The organism is Nocardiopsis coralliicola, assembly GCF_054779695.1.
The window spans coordinates 1-18,873 of record NZ_BAAGXT010000038.1 but is presented as its reverse complement, the minus strand read 5'-3'; the positions used below and the strand labels follow the sequence as shown (position 1 = coordinate 18,873).

Below are 18,873 nucleotides of genomic sequence, written 5' to 3'. Positions count from 1 at the left end.
GGTCCGCGGGCGGACGGCTACAGGGCGCCGGGCGGCGCCGTCCAGGCGGACCACAGCGCGGCGTAGCGACCCCGTTGTTCGAGGAGGGCAGCGTGGGTGCCCTGCTCGGCGATGCGGCCCTCGTGGAGGACGACGATGCGGTCGGCCTCGACGGCCTGGGTGAGGCGGTGCGCGACGATGAGCGCGGTCCGGCCCTTCACCGCGGCGCGGGCGGACTCTTCGAGGCCGCGGGCGCCGGCGCTGCCCGCCTCCGCGCCGGCCTCGTCGAGGATGGCCACGGCGGGGTCGGCCAGGACCAGGCGGGCCAGGGCGAGCTGCTGCGCCTGGAACGCGGTGAGCCGGGCACCGCCCTCGCCGACCACGGTGTGCAGGCCCTCAGGCAGCGCCTGGACCCAGTCCAGCGCACCGACCACCGCCAGCGCGTCGGCGACCGCGCCGTCGCCGGCGCCGGGCCGGCCGAGCCGGACGTCGTCGGCCAGCGGGCCCGCGAAGACGTGCGCCTCCTGGCTGATCAGTGCCTGATGCCGGCGGAGCACGTCCGGGTCGATCTCCCCGGCCGGCACGCCGCCGAAGAGGACCCGTCCGCTGGCCGGCACGATCACCCCGGCGACGGCGGAGGCGAGCGTCGTCTTCCCGGCGCCGCTCGCACCCACCAGAGCGACGTGCTCGCCGGGGGCCACTGACAGGTCGATGCCGTCGAGCACCGCGGGCGCGCCGGGGCGGTCGCCGTAGGTGTGTCCGACGCCGCGCAGCTCGATGCCGGCGTCGGCGGGCACCCGCGGCTCGGCGGGGGGCGGGTCCTCCGGCAGCAGCGTCACCCCGGCCATCCGGGCGAGGCTGGCGCCGGCGGACTGGATGTCGTTGAACGTGGTCATGAGCGTGCCGAACGGCCCGAACAGGCGGTGGAAGAGCAGCGCGGCCGCAGTGGCGGCGCCGATCGTCACCGATTCGGCGCCGACCAGGACGAAGCCGACCGCGATGACCGCGGCCAGGCCGACGCACTCCGCGCCGTTCATGCCGCCGATGAACCGGCTGAACAGCCGGAACACCCGGATGGCGGCCTCCTTGGCGGCGTTGGAGCGGCCGTCGATCAGCGCCGAGCGCTCGCCGTGCAGGGCGTAGGCGTGCACGGTCTCGGCACCGTGCAACGTGCTGACCAGGGCCTGCGCGCGGTCACCCATGAGCCGGCGCTCTTCGGCGTAGACCGGAGCGGAGCGCGGCAGGTACCAGCGCAGCGACAGGATGTAGACCGGCATCGCGCACGCTCCGGCGAGGCCGAGCCGCCAGTCCAGCGCGGCCATTCCGGCCAGGGCGATGACCACGGCGACCAGCGCGGACAGCACCTGCGGCGCCTTCTCCCGGAGCACGTCGGCGACCTCGGAGACGTCGTCGGCCACCCGGGACAGCAGGTCGCCGCTGCTCAGCCGGGACAGCGTCGGCGCGGGCAGCCGGAGGGCCCGGTCGACCACGGCCTCGCGCAGCCGGGCGAGCGCCGTCTCCCCCACCCGCGCCACCAGCACGGCCTCCACCGTGGCGAGCACGCCGCCGAGCACCGCCGCCCCGCCGATCGCCGCGGCGAGCAGCACGATCCGGCGGGTCTCCGCGCCGGCCATGACCTCGTCCACGAGTACGCCGAGGATCCACGGCGCGGACAGGATGCAGATGTTGGCGGCGATGCTGAGCGCAACGGCGGCCGCGGCGGTACCGCGGACGGTGCGCAGCGCACCGAGGGCGACGCGGGCGGTGCGCCCGGCCGAGGCGACGGGCAGCGTGACGTGGGCGGCCGGCGCGCTGGATGCGGCGGAGTCGTCGGCGGTCACCGCAGCACCGCCGCGGCGTAGTCGTGCCGGGCGGCGGCCAGCTCAGCGTGGGTGCCCTCGGCGGCCGCGCAGCCGCCGGCGATCAGGACGACCCGGTCGGCGCGGGCCAGCAGGGCCGGGCTGGCGGTGATGACGAGCGTCGCCCGGTCTGCTGCGCCGGCACCGTGCCGCAGCGCGCGGATGCCGTCGGCGACGGCCTCCTCGGTGACGGCGTCCACCGCGGTCGTCGGGTCGTTCAGGACGAGCGCGGGCGGGTCGGCGGCCAGCGCGCGGGCGAGCCCGATGCGCTGCCGCTGCCCGCCGGAGAGCGTGGTGCCGCGGTCGGTGAGCGGCGCGTCGAGCCCGTCCGGCAGGCCGCGCACGACGTCGTCGGCGGCGCCGGCCCGCAACGCGGGCCCCGGGTCGGGGCCTGCGCCCGCGGCATCGGAGCCGGCCGGGGCGGCGGAGGCGCGGTGGGCCGCGAGCACGTTGCTGCGCACCGTCCCTTCGAAGAGGTCGACGTCGTGGGGTTCGGCGAGCAGGTCGGCAGGCCGGTCGAGGGTGCCGGCCCCGGGCCGGTGCACCCGCCCGGCGAGCAGATCGTCCAGCGCACGCGCATCGGCGGCGTCGAGGCAGACGGCGCCCACCAGTTCGCCGGGGCGGACCTCCAAGTCGAGCCCCGCGAGTGTCTGGTGGTGCACGCCGGCCAGCCGGATGCTCGGCTGCGCCCGGACGCTGTCCGACGGGGACGGGGCACCGGGCGCTGCGGCGGCGCTCTCGGGCCCGGCGCTGCCGGCCTGCGCGGTTTCCGGCAGGGAGAAGGGTGCGTCCAGAACCCGCACGAGGCGGCCGGCGGACGCACGCGCCACGGACAGCCCCATCGCGCAGAGGCCGAGGGTGCGGACCGGTTCGGTGAGGAACTGGGCCAGCCCGACGACGGTCACCAGCTCGCCGACGGAGATCCGGCCCTCCAGCGCGGCGACGCCGGCGAATCCGGCGACCCCGGCCAGGAGCAGGCCGCCGCCCGCGAAGGTCGCGCCGTGGTAGACGCCGGCGGGCAGCGCCGCGTGCAGCGAGGCGCGCAGGGAGCGGGCGCTGGAGATGCGGTACCGCTCTGCGGCGGCCTCTTCCGCACCGACCCCGCGCAGCGCGGGGAGCCCGCGCACGAGGTCGGCGGCGAGACCGGCGGTGCGGGCGACCGCCGCCTGCTGGGCGGTGGAGCGGCGGGTCAGCGCGGGGCCGGCGAGCTGGATCGCGGCCACGATGAGCGGCACGGCGACGAGGACGCCCCCGCCGAGCCACGGGTCGATTCCGATGAGCACGGCCGCGGCGACCGCCATGGCCACCGTGTAGGCGAGGGCTGCCGGGACGAAGTGCAGCATCCTGGCGAGCTTGTCGGCATCGGAGGTGGCGACGGTGAGCACCTCACCGGAGCGCAGCCCGGTGGCGGCCCGCCGGGGGTGCACGGCGCGGGCGGACGCCTCGATGCGCAGCAGGTGCGACTCCAGCTCGATCGCCTTGACCAGGGAGCGCGCGCCGAACCGCCAGGACATCGTGAGCACGGTGAACAGCAGGGCCAGGCCGGCGAGGGAGGCGAGCAGCGCGCCGGGGTCGCCCGTGGCGACGGCCCGGTCGATGATGACGCCGATGGCCACGGGCACCAGCGCTTCGGCGGCCTGGTGCCCGGAGGTGCCGAGGATGCCGACGGCGAGGCGTCCGCGGTTGCGCACGAGCGCCCGGCGCATGAGGCGGCCGGCGCCCGGACCCGGTTCGGACACGGCACCCCCAGCTGACGCAGCGAACTCAGGTGAGCCTATCCTGACCCCTCGCTGCGCAGGCCGCCCGCCCTACTGCGAACGGCGTCCGCCCCACGGACCGCCGCTGGCGCGGCACCTCCGGCGAGCGGAGCCCGCCGCCGAGAAGCAGCCGGACCAAGGAAACGGCCCCCGCTGCGGCGGGGGCCGTAGGGCGGGGACGGCGCCGACCGCTGAGTTCGGCGCCGCCCCCTGCACTGCTGGCGGCCTCTCCGGGCCGCCGTTACCGCTGTCGTCAGTCGATCGCGACGGCGCCGGAGTTGTCGCAGGAGGCGCCGGACAGGCCGAGGATGGCGATCGAGTTGCCGCAGGCGTTCACCGGCACCTGAACGGTGGTGTCGAGCTGGTTACCGCCCAGGATGGAGCCGTTGCCCGAGGTGTGCGGGCCGTCGGAGGCGAACGCCGCCGGAGCGCCGAACATGAGCACACCGGCGGAAGCGGCGGCGACGGCACCAGCGGCGATCATCTTCTTCATCATGGGAATCGTCCTCGTCTCCGGGCGCACGCAGGCGCCCATGAATCGACTATCGGTACTCGCACGAACACTCCTCGTGTTCGCCGGTTCCCATTGAGCCACACCGGGCCCATTGATGTCGGCATTTCACGGAAAATTAGATTCGCCGCGTGTTTCTCATGTTTCGCGGGACCCCGGTCGACCGCAGCCCGCACCCAGGGTTGCCCCTTCCCCATCCCGGGGATGACCATTCCCGCATCGGTCGCCGCCGCGCTTCCGCCGCGCGGTCCGGGCGCAGCGGAAGCCCGGCGGCCCGATGGCGCCGGCACGGCGCACGGCACACAGCTCAGGCGGCTTCGCCGCCGGTCCCTCTGCCCCACCCCACCGCCCTGGCACGCCCCTCGCGGCGTTCTCCTCAATCGAGGAGGAGAACCCACCCTGGCTCATTCGCCGGCCTAGCGGCGGGTGCACCGCCGACACCGCTCGCGACAAGCGCCACCCCACACGCCCTCGACCGCACAGAGCGCCGGCGATGCCGTCCTTTGCGGTGAATCTGCGGAATTCGGCCGCGTGTCAGAGGGGCTGAGTACGATGTGGCACCCGGCATACCCCGGCACGAGGAAGGCGCTGCGTTGGCCGACGGACTGGAACAGACACTCGAGCGGCATCGCGGCGAGCTCACCGGGCACTGCTACCGGATGCTGGGGTCGGCGTTCGAAGCCGACGATGCCGTGCAGGAGACACTGGTGCGGGCGTGGAAGGCGCACGACCGGTTCGAAGGCCGCTCGGCCCTGCGCTCCTGGCTCTACCGGATCGCCACCAATGTCTGCCTCGACATGCTGCAGGGGCGGCAGAAGCGGGCGCGCCCGGTCGACCTGGGCCCGGCGGGGACCGCGGCCGGCCCGCTGGGCGCGCCGCTGCCCGAGACCACCTGGGTCCAGCCCATTCCGGACGCCCGCGTACTCGCCCCCGACGCCGATCCCGCCGACGCCGTGGTGGAGCGGGAGACCATCCGGCTGGCGTTCATCGCCGCACTGCAGCACCTGCCGCCGAAGCAGCGGGCCGTGCTCCTGCTGCGCGACGTGCTCCGCTGGCGGGCGGCGGAGGCGGCGGAGCTGCTGGACACCTCGGTGGCCTCGGTCAACAGCGCCCTGCAGCGCGCCCGCGGCACCCTGGCCGAGCACGGCGCCGAGGTGGGGGCCGGTACCGCCGGCCCCGCCGGTACCGCCGCGGCCGGCGCGGCCGGCGCGGCCGCCGGTCTGGACGAGGAGCACCGGGACCTGCTGGTCCGCTACGTGGACACCTTCGAGCGGTACGACATCGAGGCGTTCGTCACCCTGCTGCGCGACGACGCCGCGATGACCATGCCCCCGTTCGCCCTCTGGCTGCGCGGCCACGACGACATCGCCGCCTGGATGCTGGGGACCGGCGAGAAGTGCCGCGGCTCGCGGCTGGTGCCGACGTCCGCCAACGGCGCTCCCGCCTTCGGCCACTACCACCCGGCCGAGGACGGCCGCGGGCACGAGCCGTGGGCGCTGCAGGTGCTCGACATCGCCGACGGCGCCATCACGGCCGTGCACTACTACCTGGACACCCCGGCGGTCTTCCCGCTGTTCGGCCTGCCTCCGCGGCTGGAGCCGCAGGACTGACCCCGGGCTGGGCAGGTGCCGCGCTCCCGGTGCCCGCCGGCAGCGCTGGAGGACGGCCCCGCCGGACCCCGCCGGCACGGCGCGCCCCGGGCGGCCCGCCGGCGGGGTCCGCTGCGCCGCGCACGCTGCCGCTGCTCCGGGATGAGCGGGGCGCCCTGATGGCGTTGCACGCGGCGGCGGCTGCACCACCCGGTGGGGCCGCCCCTCGGCGGCGCTATCGTGCCGGGCGGGCTGCACATGGGCTGCGGCCCCGCCGCGGCGCGCTGCGCCGCCTGCCCCCTGCCGGCGCGCGCCGCGCGCTGACCGCCGATCCCGAAGAGCCCACCCGGAGGGAACCCCATGCCGACGGCCGACCTGCTGAACTCCTGGTTCGCCGAAAACAGCGGAGCCCTGCTCTCCGGCGCAGTGAACATCGTGCTCGTACTCGTGCTGGCCGCCGTGGCCCGCGCCGTCGTGGGCCGCCTCATCACCGCGCTGACCAAGCGCTACACCGCCTCCCAGGAGCGGCTCCGCCAGACCGCCGGCGGGAAGCGGCTGGCCGCTCCGGCCGGATCGCTGGCGGCGGAGCGGCAGCGGGCCCGCGCCGAGACCATCGGGGCGGTGCTCCGCAGCTGCGCGTCCTTCGTGATCTTCGGCATCGCGCTGTTCATGGTGCTCGGCGAGATCGGCATCGACCTCGCGCCGCTGCTGGCCAGCGCGGGTGTGCTCGGCCTGGCGATCGGTTTCGGCGCACAGGGCCTGGTCAAGGACTTCGTCTCCGGTATGGCGCTGATGCTGGAGGACCAGTTCGGGGTCGGCGACACCGTCGACCTGGGCGAGGCGATCGGCACCGTGGAGGACGTCGGCCTGCGCATCACCAAGGTCCGGGACGCCAACGGCGGGCTCTGGTTCGTGCGCAACGGCGAGATCCTGCGGGTCTGCAACATGAACCAGGACTGGGCCGCGGCAGTGGTGGACCTGCCGGTCGCGGCCTCGGTCGACCCGGACCGGGCCGAGGCGACCGTGCAGCGCGCCGCCGATGAGTTCGCCGCCTCCGGCGGTTTCGACGAGGTGCTGATGGAGCCGCCGGCGGTGTCCGGGGTGGTCGACATCTCCGGCGGGGTGATGACGGTCCGGGTGACCGTGAAGACCCTGCCCGGCCGGCAGGCCGGTGCGGCCACGGCGCTGCGCACCCGGATCAAGCGCGCGCTGGACGAGGACGGCATCGCGATGTCGCCCTCCGCCTGACCCCGCGCGGGCGGCCCCGGTCCCGCCGCGGCCGCCCGTGGCCTGGTCCGGCCGCGCCCCTCCGCGCGCCCGCCCGCGACGCCGGGCGGGCGCACGCGTGTTCAGGCCGATGCGCTGCACCGCCGCTGCGGCTGCCGGCCCGTCCCGGGCCGCCGGGCACCCGGGGGTGACGCCGGTGCCGCCCGGCGGAACGGATCTGTCGCCCGGCGGATCTCGACACAGTGGCACTACCGAGTAGTAACATGGACTTGTTACCCACCAGTAGTCGATCGCCGGGATTACGCACGGCGGCCACGACAGACAGCGGAGCGCGCGCATGACGCACTACAAGAGCAACCTCCGTGACCTCGAGTTCAACCTCTTTGAGGTCTTCAAGCGCCAGGACGTGCTGGGCACCGGCCCGTTCGCGGAGCTCGACGAGGACACGGCCCGCACCATCCTGGACGAGGTCAACCGCCTCGCGACCGGGGTCGTGGCCGAGTCCTTCGAGGACGCCGACCGCAATCCGCCGGTGTTCGACCCCGCGACCGGCACGGTCTCCATGCCGGAGAGCCTGAAGAAGTCCTACAAGGCCTACATGGACGCCGGCTGGTACAACCTCGACCTGCCGCCCGAGCTCGGTGGCCTCGGCGCGCCGCGCTCCCTGGTCTGGGCCGCGGCCGAGCTCATCCTCGGCGCCAACCCCGCGGTGCACATGTACTCCGCCGGCCCGGGCTTCGCCAGCATCCTGTTCGCCGAGGGCAACGAGAAGCAGAAGGAGTTCGCCCGCCAGGCGATCGAGCGCGGCTGGGGCGCCACCATGGTGCTCACCGAGCCCGACGCGGGCTCCGATGTCGGCGCCGGCCGCACCAAGGCGGTCGACCAGGGCGACGGCACCTGGCACCTGGAGGGCGTGAAGCGCTTCATCACCTCCGCCGAGCACGACATGTCGGAGAACATCTTCCACCTGGCGCTGGCCCGCCCCGAGGGCGCCGGCCCCGGCACCAAGGGCCTCTCCCTCTACCTCGTGCCGAAGTACCTCGTCAACGAGGACGGCTCGCTCGGCGAGCGCAACGGCGCCTACGTGACCAACGTCGAGCACAAGATGGGCCTCAAGGCCTCCACCACGTGCGAGCTGACGTTCGGCGAGAAGCACCCCGCGATCGGGTACCTCGTCGGCGACAAGCACGACGGCATCCGGCAGATGTTCCTCGTCATCGAGTACGCCCGGATGATGGTCGGGACCAAGGCCATCGCGACCCTGTCGACCGGCTACCTGAACGCGCTGGAGTACGCCAAGGAGCGCGTGCAGGGCAACGACCTGGCCGGCGGGAAGAACTCGCCCAAGGTCACCATCACCCACCACCCGGACGTGCGCCGCAGCCTGATGACGCAGAAGTCCTACGTGGAGGCGATGCGCGCCCTGGTGCTGTTCACCGCCACCCAGCAGGACGCCATCCAGCAGGCCGAGGCGGCCGGCGAGGACACCGCCGAGCTCTCGGCGCTGAACGACCTGCTGCTGCCGATCGTGAAGGGCGTCGGCTCGGAGCGCTCCTACGCGCTGCTGGCGGAATCCCTGCAGACCCTGGGCGGCTCCGGCTTCCTGCAGGAGTACCCGATCGAGCAGTACATCCGGGACGCCAAGATCGACACCCTCTACGAGGGCACCACCGCGATCCAGGCGCAGGACTTCTTCTTCCGCAAGATCGTGAAGAACGGCGGCGCCGCCGTCGGCGCGCTCGCCGCGCAGATCAAGGAGTTCGCCGCCTCCGAGGCCGGCAACGGCCAGCTCAAGGAGGAGCGGGCCGCACTCGGCGAGGCCGTGGGCCACGTGGAGAAGATCGTCGAGAAGATGATCGGCGACACCATGGCCGCCGCGGAGAAGCCCGAGGAGGTCTACAAGGTCGGCCTCAACTCGACCCGCCTGCTGATGGCCTTCGGCGACGTCGTGCTCGGCTGGCTGCTGCTGCGCCAGGCCGAGGTGGCGCTGGAGCGGATCAGCGGCGCGGACGCCGCCGACGCCGACTTCTACGCCGGCAAGATCGCCGCCGCGCGGTTCTTCTCCGCCCAGGTGCTGCCGAAGATCGCCGCCGAGCGCGCCATCGCCGAGGCACAGGACGCCGCGCTGATGGAGGTTCCGGAAGCGGCCTTCTGACCGGACCGGCCGCCGCGGGCGGCGCGCGCCCCGCGCCGGGCACGCGCCGCCCGACCTGCGATCCGATCACCACCCGCGGGGCGGGGCGGTCTTCCGCCCCGCCCCGCGAGTGTTCCGGCCCCACCGGGCGCCCGGATTCCGGTCCCCAACGGCGCGGGCCCGGCGCGGGGGCCGTGGAATACTGCCGAGCGAACCGGGGCCAGCAGCGGACCAGAGCAGCGCCCACGACCGACCTTCGGAGGCTCACATGGGCATCGGACTCGGCATCTTCCTGATGATCATCGGGGCGGTGCTCAACTTCGGCATCACGGCCGAAGTGAGCGGCCTCGACCTCAACGCGATCGGCATGATCCTCATGCTGGCCGGCCTCGCGGTCGTCGTCATCACCGTCGTGCTCATGGTGGTGCGGCGGGACCGCACCCGCCAGAGCGGGCTGCACAACGACCCCGACGTCCTCTGAGCCGGCGGCGGTTCCGGAGTTCCCGCCGCAGGCCCCGCCCGGCCGCCTCGTGCGCCCCGCGGCTGCGGGCGAGCGGGATCGGTGCGGCCGTTGAGCACGGCGCGCCGGCCGGTGCGGCCGTCGGCGCTGCCGGACTCCCGCGGCGCGCCGGGCCGGGAAGAACCGGTCCGGATCGGTCCGCAGCGAGCCGGCGGGGCCGGGCCGGCGTCCCGCCCCCGCGGGGACCGGCGGCGCTATCGGTGCGGGTACCGGCGCAGCAGCAGGATGAGCAGCACCCCGGCCGCCAGCGTCGTCGCGGTCACCGGCACGAACGCCGCCGCGTAGCTCCCGCCGGCCTCCAGGATCACCCCCGCGAGCACGGTGCCCAGCACCGTGGTGGTGAACCCGCTCATGTTCACCAGCCCGGAGGCGACGCCGGTCCGCTCCGGCGGCACGCCGTCGCGCGCGAAGTCGAAGGAGAGCGCCGGCGCCATCACCGAGCAGGCCGCGCTCACCGCGATCACGCCCACCACGAGCGGCACCGGCGGCCCACCCGGCCACGCGACCATCGCCAGCCAGCTGAGCCCGAGCAGCGGGGTGAGGACCAGCGCCGTCGGCCGCCGCACCGACGGTGCACGGCCCACGATTGCGCCGAGCATCGGCGAGATCCACAGCACCCCGGCGCCCAGTGCGGTGAGCAGGGTGCCGGCCACCGCCGCATCCAGCCCCAGCCCCTCCACCAGGAAGGGGTAGCCCCACAGGACGCTCAGCATCGTGTAGGGCGCCATCAGCGCCGCGTGCTGCGCCATGCCGACCTGGGGGCCGCGGGCGCGCAGTGCCTCCTTCAGGCTCGCGCCGACCGACACGGGCTGGTGGCCGCTGGGCGCGGGCATCCCGGCCGGGCGGTCGCGGACCACCAGCAGGACGAGCAGCACCATGAGCACCGTGGTGCCGCCCGCGGTGAGGAAGGCCCCGGTCCAGCCGAGGGTGTCCAGCGCGAAGGCGAGCGGGACCACGCTCGACACCTGCCCCAGGCCGCCGGCCACGCCGGTGAGCGCACTGACCAGGGCGTAGCGGCGGCGCGGGAACCAGAGTGCGCCGAGCCGGATGACGTTGAGGAAGGTGACGGCGTCGCCGATGCCGATGAGCACGCGCGCGGCGATCGCGGCCCCGGTGTTCGGGGCGAGCGCGAAGAGCACCACGCCGGCGGCCATCGCGCAGAGCCCGAGCAGCAGCGAGCGGCGCGGCCCCCAGCGGTCGGCCATCAGCCCGGCAGGCACCTGCAGCACGACGTAGACGAGCAGCTGCAGCATCGGCAGCAGCGAGAGCACGGCGGGGCCCACGTTGAAGCGCTCCTGCGCCTCGAGCGCGGCGACGCCCATACCGTTCCGGTGGAACATGGCGAGGAAGTAGACGCTGACGCCGATGAGCCACACGGCCCAGGCGCGCGCTCCACCGAGCGGCTCAGCGGGCGCGGGAGGCACCGGAGCCGCACCGCCTCCCGGCGGATCATCGGACGACTCAGGGCGCACGGAAGGCGCCGCTGCGGCCGCAGTGCGCTCCTCCGCGCCGGCGGCCGCGGCGGAAGCCGCCTGGGCTGCCGATGGGGCATCGGACGCCGCGGGCTCCGCGGACGAGGGCTGCGGCGGGGTCCGGCGGGTCACGCGTCCACCCCCAGCGTCTGAGCGGCGGTATCCAGGTGGCCGTGCACGGCCGCCTCTGCCGCGGCCGGGTCCCCCCGGCGCACGGCGTCCAGGATCGCGGCGTGCTCGTCGGCGCTGCGGCTCATCCGCTCCGGGGTGCGCGTGCCCTCCTCCATCATCCGCAGCTGGCGGTCGCGCAGCCGGTCGTAGAGGTCGGTGAGGATCGCGTTCCCGCTCGCGGCGATGACCAGCGTGTGGAAGTCGCGGTCGGCGGCGGTGAACGCGGGCCGGTCCGGACCGCCGGCCAGCGCGGTGCGCATGGCGTCCAGCCGCTCGGCGAGCCGCTCGGCGAGCGCTGCCCGCTCGGATTCGGCCAGCGCCGCAGCACGCCCGGCCGTGTGCGCCTCGACGAGGCGGCGGGTCTCCACCACGTCGCGCACCTCGCGCTGCGACACGGGCACCACGAGGGCGCCGCGCTTGGGGTAGAGGCGCACGAGGCCCTCCGACTCCAACCGCAGCAGCGCGGCGCGCACCGGGGTGCGGGAGACTCCGACGGCCGCGGCGATATCGCTCTCGCTGAGGAGGTCGCCGCCGGCATAGCGGCGGGTGAGGATCGCGTCCTTGGCGTGCTGGTAGGCGCGCTCCGCTGCGCTTCCCGCAGCGCCGGCCGCGCTGCCGTCCGCGCCGCTCTGCGTAGGTCCGATTCTGGTATCCATCTTGTATCCATGATGGCATCCGAGGCGGATCACTCCGACCGCAGCCCGGCTGCACACCGCCGCACCCGCCCGGCCCCTCCCTGCTTCTCCTTCTCCCTCGCGCGCGCGTTGCGCGCGCGAGGGAGGCGCGGGGATCAGAAAGCCGGGGAAAGGCCGAACCATCCGCTCGCGGCACGCATCCGAGCCAGTACCTGCACCACTCCGGGCACCGCCGAAGCACCGGGGTTCCGGGCGCACCTCTATCCCCATGAGCCACAGCCGGTTCCCGGTCCGCCGATTTTTTTCCCGCGATTCCGCCGACACCCCCCGCTCCGCCCCTCCCGCTCGGGGCCGAGCCCCCGCCCGCAGCGGCCGCCCGGCTCTACCGGCCGGGAATGCCCGGCGGCCGAGCGCATCCCCGCGCCAGCCGGCGCGGCCCGGACGGCGCCGAAACGGCACTTCGGAGGGCACGCCACAGACCCCAAGGGTTCGTCGGGCGCCGACCACCCCCGGGCCAACGCGCGGCAAAGCGCGCGCCAACGCGGCGTGCCGGGACCATCGCCCCCTCCACAGATCGCAACCGGTCGGCTACGATCGGCGAAACCGTCGCAACGGCAGGCGATTCCGCAATCACGCAACGCAGCGAATTCGGGTGACAGGTCCGACATGCCACCGGGACCCTTCAGGGGCGGATCAGGCATTCAGGCCGTCGACCACCCGTTCGCTTCATCCGCTGCGACCTGCACTGACATGTAGGAACCCGGACATTCCCACACGGGCCGGTTGTGACATGCGCCACTTTTGAAGACCTCGACCCCTAGGGGCGCGATGCTGCTACTATCCGGAGCGCAAAGAATAACCGCGAGGTAACGACGAGGTCGTTCCGCGCTGAGCTTTGTGGAGATCGCGGGTCATGGACCGCCCCCGGGCGGTGCACGGCCGGGATCAGGCCGCGCTGCGTGGCCGCATCAGTAGAGAGCGGCACCCCACCGCGGCAACCGACATTTCGGGAGACGTCGTTGAGTCACTGGCGGTTGAACAACCCGAGGGCGAACCGGGTGAAAACGGCCCTGGCCAACCGGGTCAAGCACCGGCCGCGCCACGCGTTCTGCGCTGAGCGCGCGATTGTTGCCCTCTGGGAGGAGCTGGTCTCCTCCGCAGTGCGCCCGATGTACCGGGCCGGCACCAGTGAGATGGCCGTCATCTCGGTCATGCGCGGCATGAACGTGTGGTGCCGGGACGGCCAGTACATCTGGAGCGACTACCTCGGCGACACGATCACGCACCCCGCCAGCGACCCGGCGGGCGCAGCGGCCATGCTGCACCCGTCCTCCCTCGGCTCCCGCCGCCGCCCGTTAGAGCGCGGCCGCCACCATTCCGGGGACCTCACCGCCGCCTGACCCGCACAGCCGCCTCCGCAGCCCACCCGGCGCCGCGTCGCCGCCCCGAGCGTGCCAGCGCGCGCACTGCAGCACGCCCCTGCGCCGCCCCGCGCACTGGCCTGTCCGCCGGCGGGCCCGGTAGGCGACACGGCTGCGCGGCCGCGCACTGCCGGCGGCCGCCCGGCACGGCCGCGACTGCCCTCCGCGAGCGATCGCGGTGCAGCGCGGCGGCGTCCCCGCCCGTTGCCGGACGCACTCCCCGACGCCGCCGCACGCACTGCGCCCCCGCTCCCCTCTCCCGCTGCGGAACCCCCTCCGCAGGCTCTCCCCGTACCGCCACCGGACCACCGCCGGCCTTGCTGTGCGCGCCGCGCGGAACGCCCGCTGCGGCCGCGGAGCGCCGCCTCTCCCCCCGTCGAGAGGCGGTGCTCCGTTTGGTTGTCCACTCCGACTCACCCAAGGGCGATTCGGTTCCCCTCCCGCGCAACATCGGCCGGATCGTGCCACACGGGTCCGACACGGCGCGCCCCCTTGCAGCGCGAAGCGCTGAGAGCCCCGCTCCGGGCCCGGGAAGCCCGCGCGGCACAACTGGCCGCCCCGCGGCCTCTGCGGCGGCTGGCGCCGGACTCACGGGCGCGTGCCGGCCCGGCGCCCCGCGGCAGCCCGGCCGCCGCCGCACCGGCCGGTGCGGCGGCGGCCCACGAAGGGCTGGAGCCGGGGCGGCCCTTGCCGGTCCAGGATCCGCCCCACCCCCTTCAGCAGCCCTTCGGCGCCCTTTCGGGGACTGCGCGGCCGGCCGATTCGCCCCGGCCGCCCTGCAGGGCCCGCGGGCGCCAGCCCGCTTCCGCCTCGGCAGGGCGCAGCCCGACGCGACTGCATACTGTCGCGTAACTCCGCGCGCGAGCCCCCCGGGCCACTGCCGCCCCACCAGAGCCCCCACTCCCGTCTGATCAGGTTTGACACCCCTCGGGGTCATCCGGACGCAGAAGGCGCACATGTCCGGATCGGCTACGCAAAGCCACAGTTCATCGATGGTTTACCGGCGAGACTGGCCGGATCCTGCCACGGGGACTCCTTGACGCCGCACGGTTTCGCAGGGTGAACACAGTGCTCACGCATCGCACCGGACCCGCGACGCGGTTACTCGCTGTGAAGACCCTGTTGCTCATGCAAAGCGCGTGGCTACAGTCCCCAACGTTGTGACGAGATGCGTCACGGGAGGCCGCGCCACCCCCACCGGCACGCGGCCCCACTTCCCCCGAGGAGGGTGCACGTGAAGCACGTTTCTGCCAAGCGGACGGCCATCGGCGTCGCTACCGCGAGCCTGCTGGCCGTCCCCACCGCGCTGCTCGGCACCGCCACCGCGGGCGCCGATGAGCTGGCCCCGCTCCACACGAGCGAAGCAGCCGTCGCCGGAGAATGGATCGTCGTCCTGGAGGACGGCGTCCAGGCGGAATCGCTGAAGAGCAGTGACATCGGCATCGCCGCGGACCAGGTGAACCACACCTACACCGAGGTCGTCGACGGCTACAGCGCCTCGCTGAGCAACTCCGAGGTCCAGGACATCCGCTCCGAGCCCGGCGTCGCCTACGTCGAGCAGGTCGGCACCGTCGAGGCGTCCGTCCCGTGGGGCCTCGACCGGATCGACCAGGAGGACCTGCCGCTGGACGACACCTACGCGCCCACGGCGACCGGTGCGGGCACGTCCTCCTACATCATCGACACCGGCATCGACGCCTCGCACCCGGACTTCGGCGACCGCGCGTCCTCCGCCTTCGACGCCACCGGCGGCGACGGCGATGACGGCAACGGCCACGGCACGCACGTGGCCGGCACCATCGGCGGCGAGTCCTACGGCGCGGCCCCCGAGACCAGCCTGTACGGCGTGAAGGTCCTGGACGACAACGGCAGCGGCACCAACGACGACGTCATCGCCGGCATCGACTGGGTGGCCGAGAACGCCGAGTCCAGCTCGGTCGCCAACCTGTCGCTCGGCGGCCCGGCCTCACAGGCCATCGACGACGCCGTCAACAACCTTTCCAGCGCCGGCGTGTTCGTCGCCGTCGCGGCCGGCAACGAGGCCCAGGACGCCGGCAACGTGTCGCCGGCCCGCGCCGAGGGCGTCACCACGGTGGCCGCCTCGGACGACGCCGACGGCTCCGCGGAGTTCACCAACTACGGCGAGTCCGTCGACATCTACGCCCCCGGTGTGGACATCGAGTCGACCGTCCCGGGCGGCGGCACCGACGTCCTGAGCGGCACCTCCATGGCGAGCCCGCACGTCGCCGGCGCCGGCGCACTGGTCAAGGAGGCCAACGGCGACGGGGACCAGGAGACGGTGCAGAGCTACCTGACCGACAACGCCTCGGCCGACAAGATCGAGGGCGCCCCCTCCGGCACCCCGAACCTGCTGCTGAACGTCTCCGGCCTGTAGGTCTCCCCGCCCACCGGCAGCCTGAGTCGAGGACGGGGCCCGCGGAGCACTCCGCGGGCCCCGTTCGTGCCGCTGGCCTGCTGGCTCCCGCCCGCGGCGCCCAGCGGGCTGGGCCCCTAAACGCGCCCTAGCCGCAGCCCTCGAACTGGGGCACCGACGTGACCAGGTCGAGGTTGGTGTCTCCGAACCAGTTGTCCAGGAGCTTCTCCGCGGTGCCGTCCTGGTACATCAGGGTGACGGCCCGGTTGACCTCCTCGCAGCCGGCCACGTCCTCCTTGGCCATCCCGATCCCGTACTTCTCATTGGTGAAGGGCTCGTTCACCAGCCGGAACTCGTCGGGGGCGGCAGCCAGGTACCCGGCCAGGATGAGGTCGTCGGTGGAGACCGCGTCCACGTCGCCATCGGACAGCTGGTCGATGCAGTCGCTGTAGGAGTCGCCCTCGACGGCTTCGGCGTCGACCCCGCGCTCCTCCACGATCCGGTTGGCGGAGTTGGAGCCGGCGCCCTGGCAGATCCGCTGCCCGTCCAGGTCGTCGACGCCCTGCACGCCCGTGTCGTCACCGGGCACCAGGATGTCCTGGTGCGCCACGTAGTAGGGGCCCGCGAAGCCGATCTCGGTCTTGCGCTCCTCGGTGATCGAATAACTCGCCAGAACCAGGTCGACCTCGCCGCTGAGGATGGCCTCCTCGCGCTCTTCCGACGTGACGCCGACGAACTCGACGTCTTCCCCGGCCACCCCCAGGTGCTCGGCGATGGCGCGGGCGACGTCCACGTCGAATCCCTCGAACTCGCCCTCGTTGTCCACCAGCCCGAGGCCCGGCTGGTCGGCTTTGACCCCCACCACGAGGGAGTCCGCGCCGATCAGCGACTCGGACTCGCCGAACGCCGCAGCGCAGCCGCCCGCCGCGAGCGGGAGCAGCAGGAGCGCTCCGGCCGCGGCCGGGACCGCCCGCGGCACACCCGTGCGCCGGCCGGTCGTGGACGCCCGGCGGGTCCCGGGGCGCGGCCCCGGCTGCGGTGCGGACAGGGGCAGGGGAGCGGGCCGCGCAGTGCGGCCCCGCGGGAAACGGCTCATCGGTACTCCGCCAATCGGGGGTAGGCACCGGCGACGACAAGGGCGCCGAGGAGGGCCACCGCTCCCGGCAGCAGCCAGGGCCAGGAGGCCAGCCCGCGGTCGCCGGAGGCCACCGCGCCGTCATAGGCCGCGGTGTGCTGGTCGCGCAGGTCGCCCAGGGCCGCCACGTATCCGACATAGGCCTCATCGACCTCTTCCAGCTGCGAGTCGGCGGCTTCGCCGGCGCCGTCCTGCTCGGCGATCCGCCGCAGCTCCGCATCGGCGCGCAGGTAGCCGGCGTAGGCGTCGACGACGCCGTCGACACGGCCGCCGGATCCGGTGCTCTCCGCCCGCTCGGCCTCCCTGCCGAGCAGCCCGAGCAGCTCGGCGCCGCTGCCGGCCCGGGCAGCCGAGGTCACCTCGTCGGTGTAGGCGGCGAGGTCGTCGCCCTCGACGAAGGCGACGGAGCGCGCGCTCTCCAGGAAGACCTGCGCGTAGGTGTCGGCACGTTCGCCGTCCAGCAGGAACCGGCTCTCGTCGCCGCGCATGCCGCTGCTGATCGCCTCGGCGCGGGCCAGGCCCAGGATGGAGTCGAGCCCGTCCTCCTTGGCGGTGCGCATGCGCTCCGCCGCCAGCAGCAGCGACCCGGTGGCGCCGGCGCTGAGCAGCAGGGCGATGGCCGCCGCCGCGGCGACCGGGGGGCTGATGCGGCGGCGGAACCGGGTGGCGACGCAGTGGTGGTTCCACAGCAGGGCGCCCACGGCGAGCAGCCCGGCGGCGCCGGTCGCCGCGGCGCCGGCCAGCACCGCCGTGCGCTTCTCCTCGTAGGTGGCGCGGACCGTGGCGCCGCTCTCCAGGGTCAGGTTGTAGGACTTGGGCAGCAGCTCCAGCCGCATCAGGTCGGTGGCTTCGCGGTAGGTGGCGACGGCCTCGTCCGGCGGGTCGTCCCCGCCGTCCTCGCGCGCGCTGCTCCGCGCCTCGGTGACGAGCCGCTCGTAGGTGCCCAGGCCTTCGACGACCTCTTCGACGTTGCGCTGCTCGGCCTGGTTGTCCCCTGCGAGCTGTGCCGCCTGCACCAGCGCGGCCGACGCCTGAACCCGCCGCTCGTCGTAGACCTCGGCGGCGGAGTCGTCCTCCGCGCCTCCGGTTTCCTCGCCGACCAGCAGCAGGTCGGCGGAGTGGGCGTCCATGTCGCTCAGGGCCAGGTAGAGCGAGGCCGATGCCGCGACCTTCTTCCCGGCGCCGTGCCCGATCACGCTGATCCCCTCCCGGGCCTGGCCGAAGGCGCCCGAGGCGACCGCGAACAGCAGCGCCGCGGCCGCAAGCGCGGCGGCCGCGGAGAGCCGGATCCGCCCGGGGGTGGTGCGCCCCATCCAGCCGACCGCGCGCCCGGCCGCCCGGGTGGTGCGGGACGCTCCCGCGGCGAGCCGGCCGAACCGCTCGGAGCCCGCCTGCTCCCCGGCCCGGTCCGGGGCGGCCGGCCGCCCCTGGGCGAACGCCTGGGTCTGGGCCGCATCCGCCGGCTCCGGTCCCGCCCCGGCGGCCGGCGCGGACTGACCGTGCGGCGGTGTCGGCGCCGGCGGCGGTGTCTGCTGCGCCACGGCTACCCCCTCTGCAGCGTGATGACGGTCCAGGCGCCGAGGTAGATCCGGTCGCCGTCGTGCACCGGGTACTCCCGGTGCGGGTCGATGGGCTCGTCCGCCCCGTTGATCGAGGTGCCGTTGGTCGCGCCGAGGTCGACGAGTGCCCAGGCGCCGCCGGGCCGGGCGAGCAGCACGGCGTGCCGGTGCGAGACCGCGACGTCCTCCGGCGGCCCGCCCAGGTCGATCTCGGGCTGGATGCCGCGGCGGCGGCTGCGCCGGCCGATGTGCACCTCGGGCCGGTTCAGCGGCACGTGCCGCCGCGGCGTCTGAGCGGGGAAGTCGAGGCTGTTCGGATCGAGCATGCCCCGGTCGGCCATCGACTGGAAGAACGCCGGGTCGGCGGTGATGACGGCCCGCCACAGCCCCGGTACCGACGGGCGGCTCAGCCCGGTCCCACCGCTGTCCGGGCTCGGCGCGACCGGTGCGGAGCGCTGCGGCGCGGCCGGCCCCTGCTGGCCGGGCGGGGCCGCCGGTGCGGGCCCCGCCGGCGCCGGCCCGGGCGGCGG

Annotated in this window: 14 protein-coding genes; 6 read left to right on the top strand and 8 right to left on the bottom strand. The window is 74.4% G+C overall.

What is annotated here, in order from left to right; genetic code table 11:
* Positions 1-17 precede the first annotated feature (17 nt).
* The 3 genes from ACYVGT_RS21420 to ACYVGT_RS21410 form a co-directional block, all read right to left on the bottom strand.
* Positions 18-1,820 (bottom strand): ABC transporter ATP-binding protein, encoded by a 1,803-nt coding sequence (locus tag ACYVGT_RS21420; RefSeq protein ID WP_460861329.1) that lies wholly within the window; start codon positions 1,818-1,820, stop codon positions 18-20.
* On the bottom strand, positions 1,817-3,577 hold the full coding sequence (locus tag ACYVGT_RS21415; protein WP_460861327.1) for an ABC transporter transmembrane domain-containing protein: 1,761 nt from the start codon (positions 3,575-3,577) through the stop codon (positions 1,817-1,819). The genes ACYVGT_RS21420 and ACYVGT_RS21415 overlap by 4 nt, the downstream gene beginning before the upstream one ends.
* Before the next feature lie 271 nt (positions 3,578-3,848).
* A complete protein-coding gene (locus ACYVGT_RS21410; protein WP_460861324.1) occupies positions 3,849-4,091 on the bottom strand; it encodes a chaplin family protein in 243 nt (80 codons plus the stop codon).
* A 608-nt stretch (positions 4,092-4,699) separates the two neighbouring features.
* Here ACYVGT_RS21410 and ACYVGT_RS21405 point away from each other — a divergent pair.
* The 4 genes from ACYVGT_RS21405 to ACYVGT_RS21390 all read left to right on the top strand — a co-directional run bounded on the left by ACYVGT_RS21405 (position 4,700) and on the right by ACYVGT_RS21390 (position 9,537).
* Positions 4,700-5,716, top strand: coding sequence for a sigma-70 family RNA polymerase sigma factor (locus tag ACYVGT_RS21405; RefSeq protein ID WP_460861321.1), 1,017 nt, complete (start codon positions 4,700-4,702; stop codon positions 5,714-5,716).
* Positions 5,717-6,055: 339 nt separating this feature from the next.
* Positions 6,056-6,943, top strand: coding sequence for a mechanosensitive ion channel family protein (locus ACYVGT_RS21400; RefSeq protein WP_460861319.1), 888 nt, complete (start codon positions 6,056-6,058; stop codon positions 6,941-6,943).
* Between the two features lie 316 nt (positions 6,944-7,259).
* Entirely contained in the window at positions 7,260-9,077 is a 1,818-nt protein-coding gene (locus ACYVGT_RS21395) for an acyl-CoA dehydrogenase (protein ID WP_460861317.1), read from the top strand.
* Between the two features lie 247 nt (positions 9,078-9,324).
* Positions 9,325-9,537, top strand: a complete 213-nt coding sequence (locus tag ACYVGT_RS21390; RefSeq protein ID WP_460861315.1) for a DUF6458 family protein — start codon at positions 9,325-9,327, stop codon at positions 9,535-9,537.
* A gap of 233 nt (positions 9,538-9,770) precedes the next feature.
* Here the strand turns inward: ACYVGT_RS21390 and ACYVGT_RS21385 are convergent, their stop codons facing one another.
* Together ACYVGT_RS21385 and ACYVGT_RS21380 are read right to left on the bottom strand one after the other, a co-directional pair.
* Positions 9,771-11,000, bottom strand: coding sequence for an MFS transporter (locus tag ACYVGT_RS21385; protein WP_460861313.1), 1,230 nt, complete (start codon positions 10,998-11,000; stop codon positions 9,771-9,773).
* A 176-nt stretch (positions 11,001-11,176) separates the two neighbouring features.
* Positions 11,177-11,875, bottom strand: a complete 699-nt coding sequence (locus ACYVGT_RS21380) for a GntR family transcriptional regulator (protein WP_460861311.1) — start codon at positions 11,873-11,875, stop codon at positions 11,177-11,179.
* Between the two features lie 998 nt (positions 11,876-12,873).
* Between ACYVGT_RS21380 and ACYVGT_RS21375 the strand changes: the two genes are divergently transcribed.
* Complete coding sequence (locus tag ACYVGT_RS21375) at positions 12,874-13,254, top strand: hypothetical protein (RefSeq protein ID WP_460861308.1); 381 nt, start codon at positions 12,874-12,876, stop codon at positions 13,252-13,254.
* 1,255 nt (positions 13,255-14,509) lie between these two features.
* Entirely contained in the window at positions 14,510-15,670 is a 1,161-nt protein-coding gene (locus tag ACYVGT_RS21370; protein WP_460861304.1) for a S8 family peptidase, read from the top strand.
* Positions 15,671-15,797: 127 nt separating this feature from the next.
* On the opposite strand, the gene ACYVGT_RS21365 is transcribed toward ACYVGT_RS21370, so the two are convergent.
* The 3 genes from ACYVGT_RS21365 to ACYVGT_RS21355 all read right to left on the bottom strand — a co-directional run.
* A complete protein-coding gene (locus tag ACYVGT_RS21365; RefSeq protein WP_460861302.1) occupies positions 15,798-16,628 on the bottom strand; it encodes a glutamate ABC transporter substrate-binding protein in 831 nt (276 codons plus the stop codon).
* Between the two features lie 113 nt (positions 16,629-16,741).
* Complete coding sequence (locus tag ACYVGT_RS21360; protein WP_460861301.1) at positions 16,742-18,325, bottom strand: hypothetical protein; 1,584 nt, start codon at positions 18,323-18,325, stop codon at positions 16,742-16,744.
* A 2-nt stretch (positions 18,326-18,327) separates the two neighbouring features.
* On the bottom strand, positions 18,328-18,873 hold a 546-nt coding region (locus ACYVGT_RS21355), incomplete at its 5' end, for an FHA domain-containing protein (RefSeq protein WP_460861299.1).

Bases quoted from the DNA above. Each gene is read 5' to 3' on its own strand.
- ACYVGT_RS21410 (WP_460861324.1), bottom strand. From the start codon at position 4,091: ATGATGAAGAAGATGATCGCCGCTGGTGCCGTCGCCGCCGCTTCCGCC.
- ACYVGT_RS21400 (WP_460861319.1), top strand. From the start codon at position 6,056: ATGCCGACGGCCGACCTGCTGAACTCCTGGTTCGCCGAAAACAGCGGA.
- ACYVGT_RS21395 (WP_460861317.1), top strand. From the start codon at position 7,260: ATGACGCACTACAAGAGCAACCTCCGTGACCTCGAGTTCAACCTCTTT.
- ACYVGT_RS21390 (WP_460861315.1), top strand. From the start codon at position 9,325: ATGGGCATCGGACTCGGCATCTTCCTGATGATCATCGGGGCGGTGCTC.
- ACYVGT_RS21380 (WP_460861311.1), bottom strand. From the start codon at position 11,875: ATGGATACCAGAATCGGACCTACGCAGAGCGGCGCGGACGGCAGCGCG.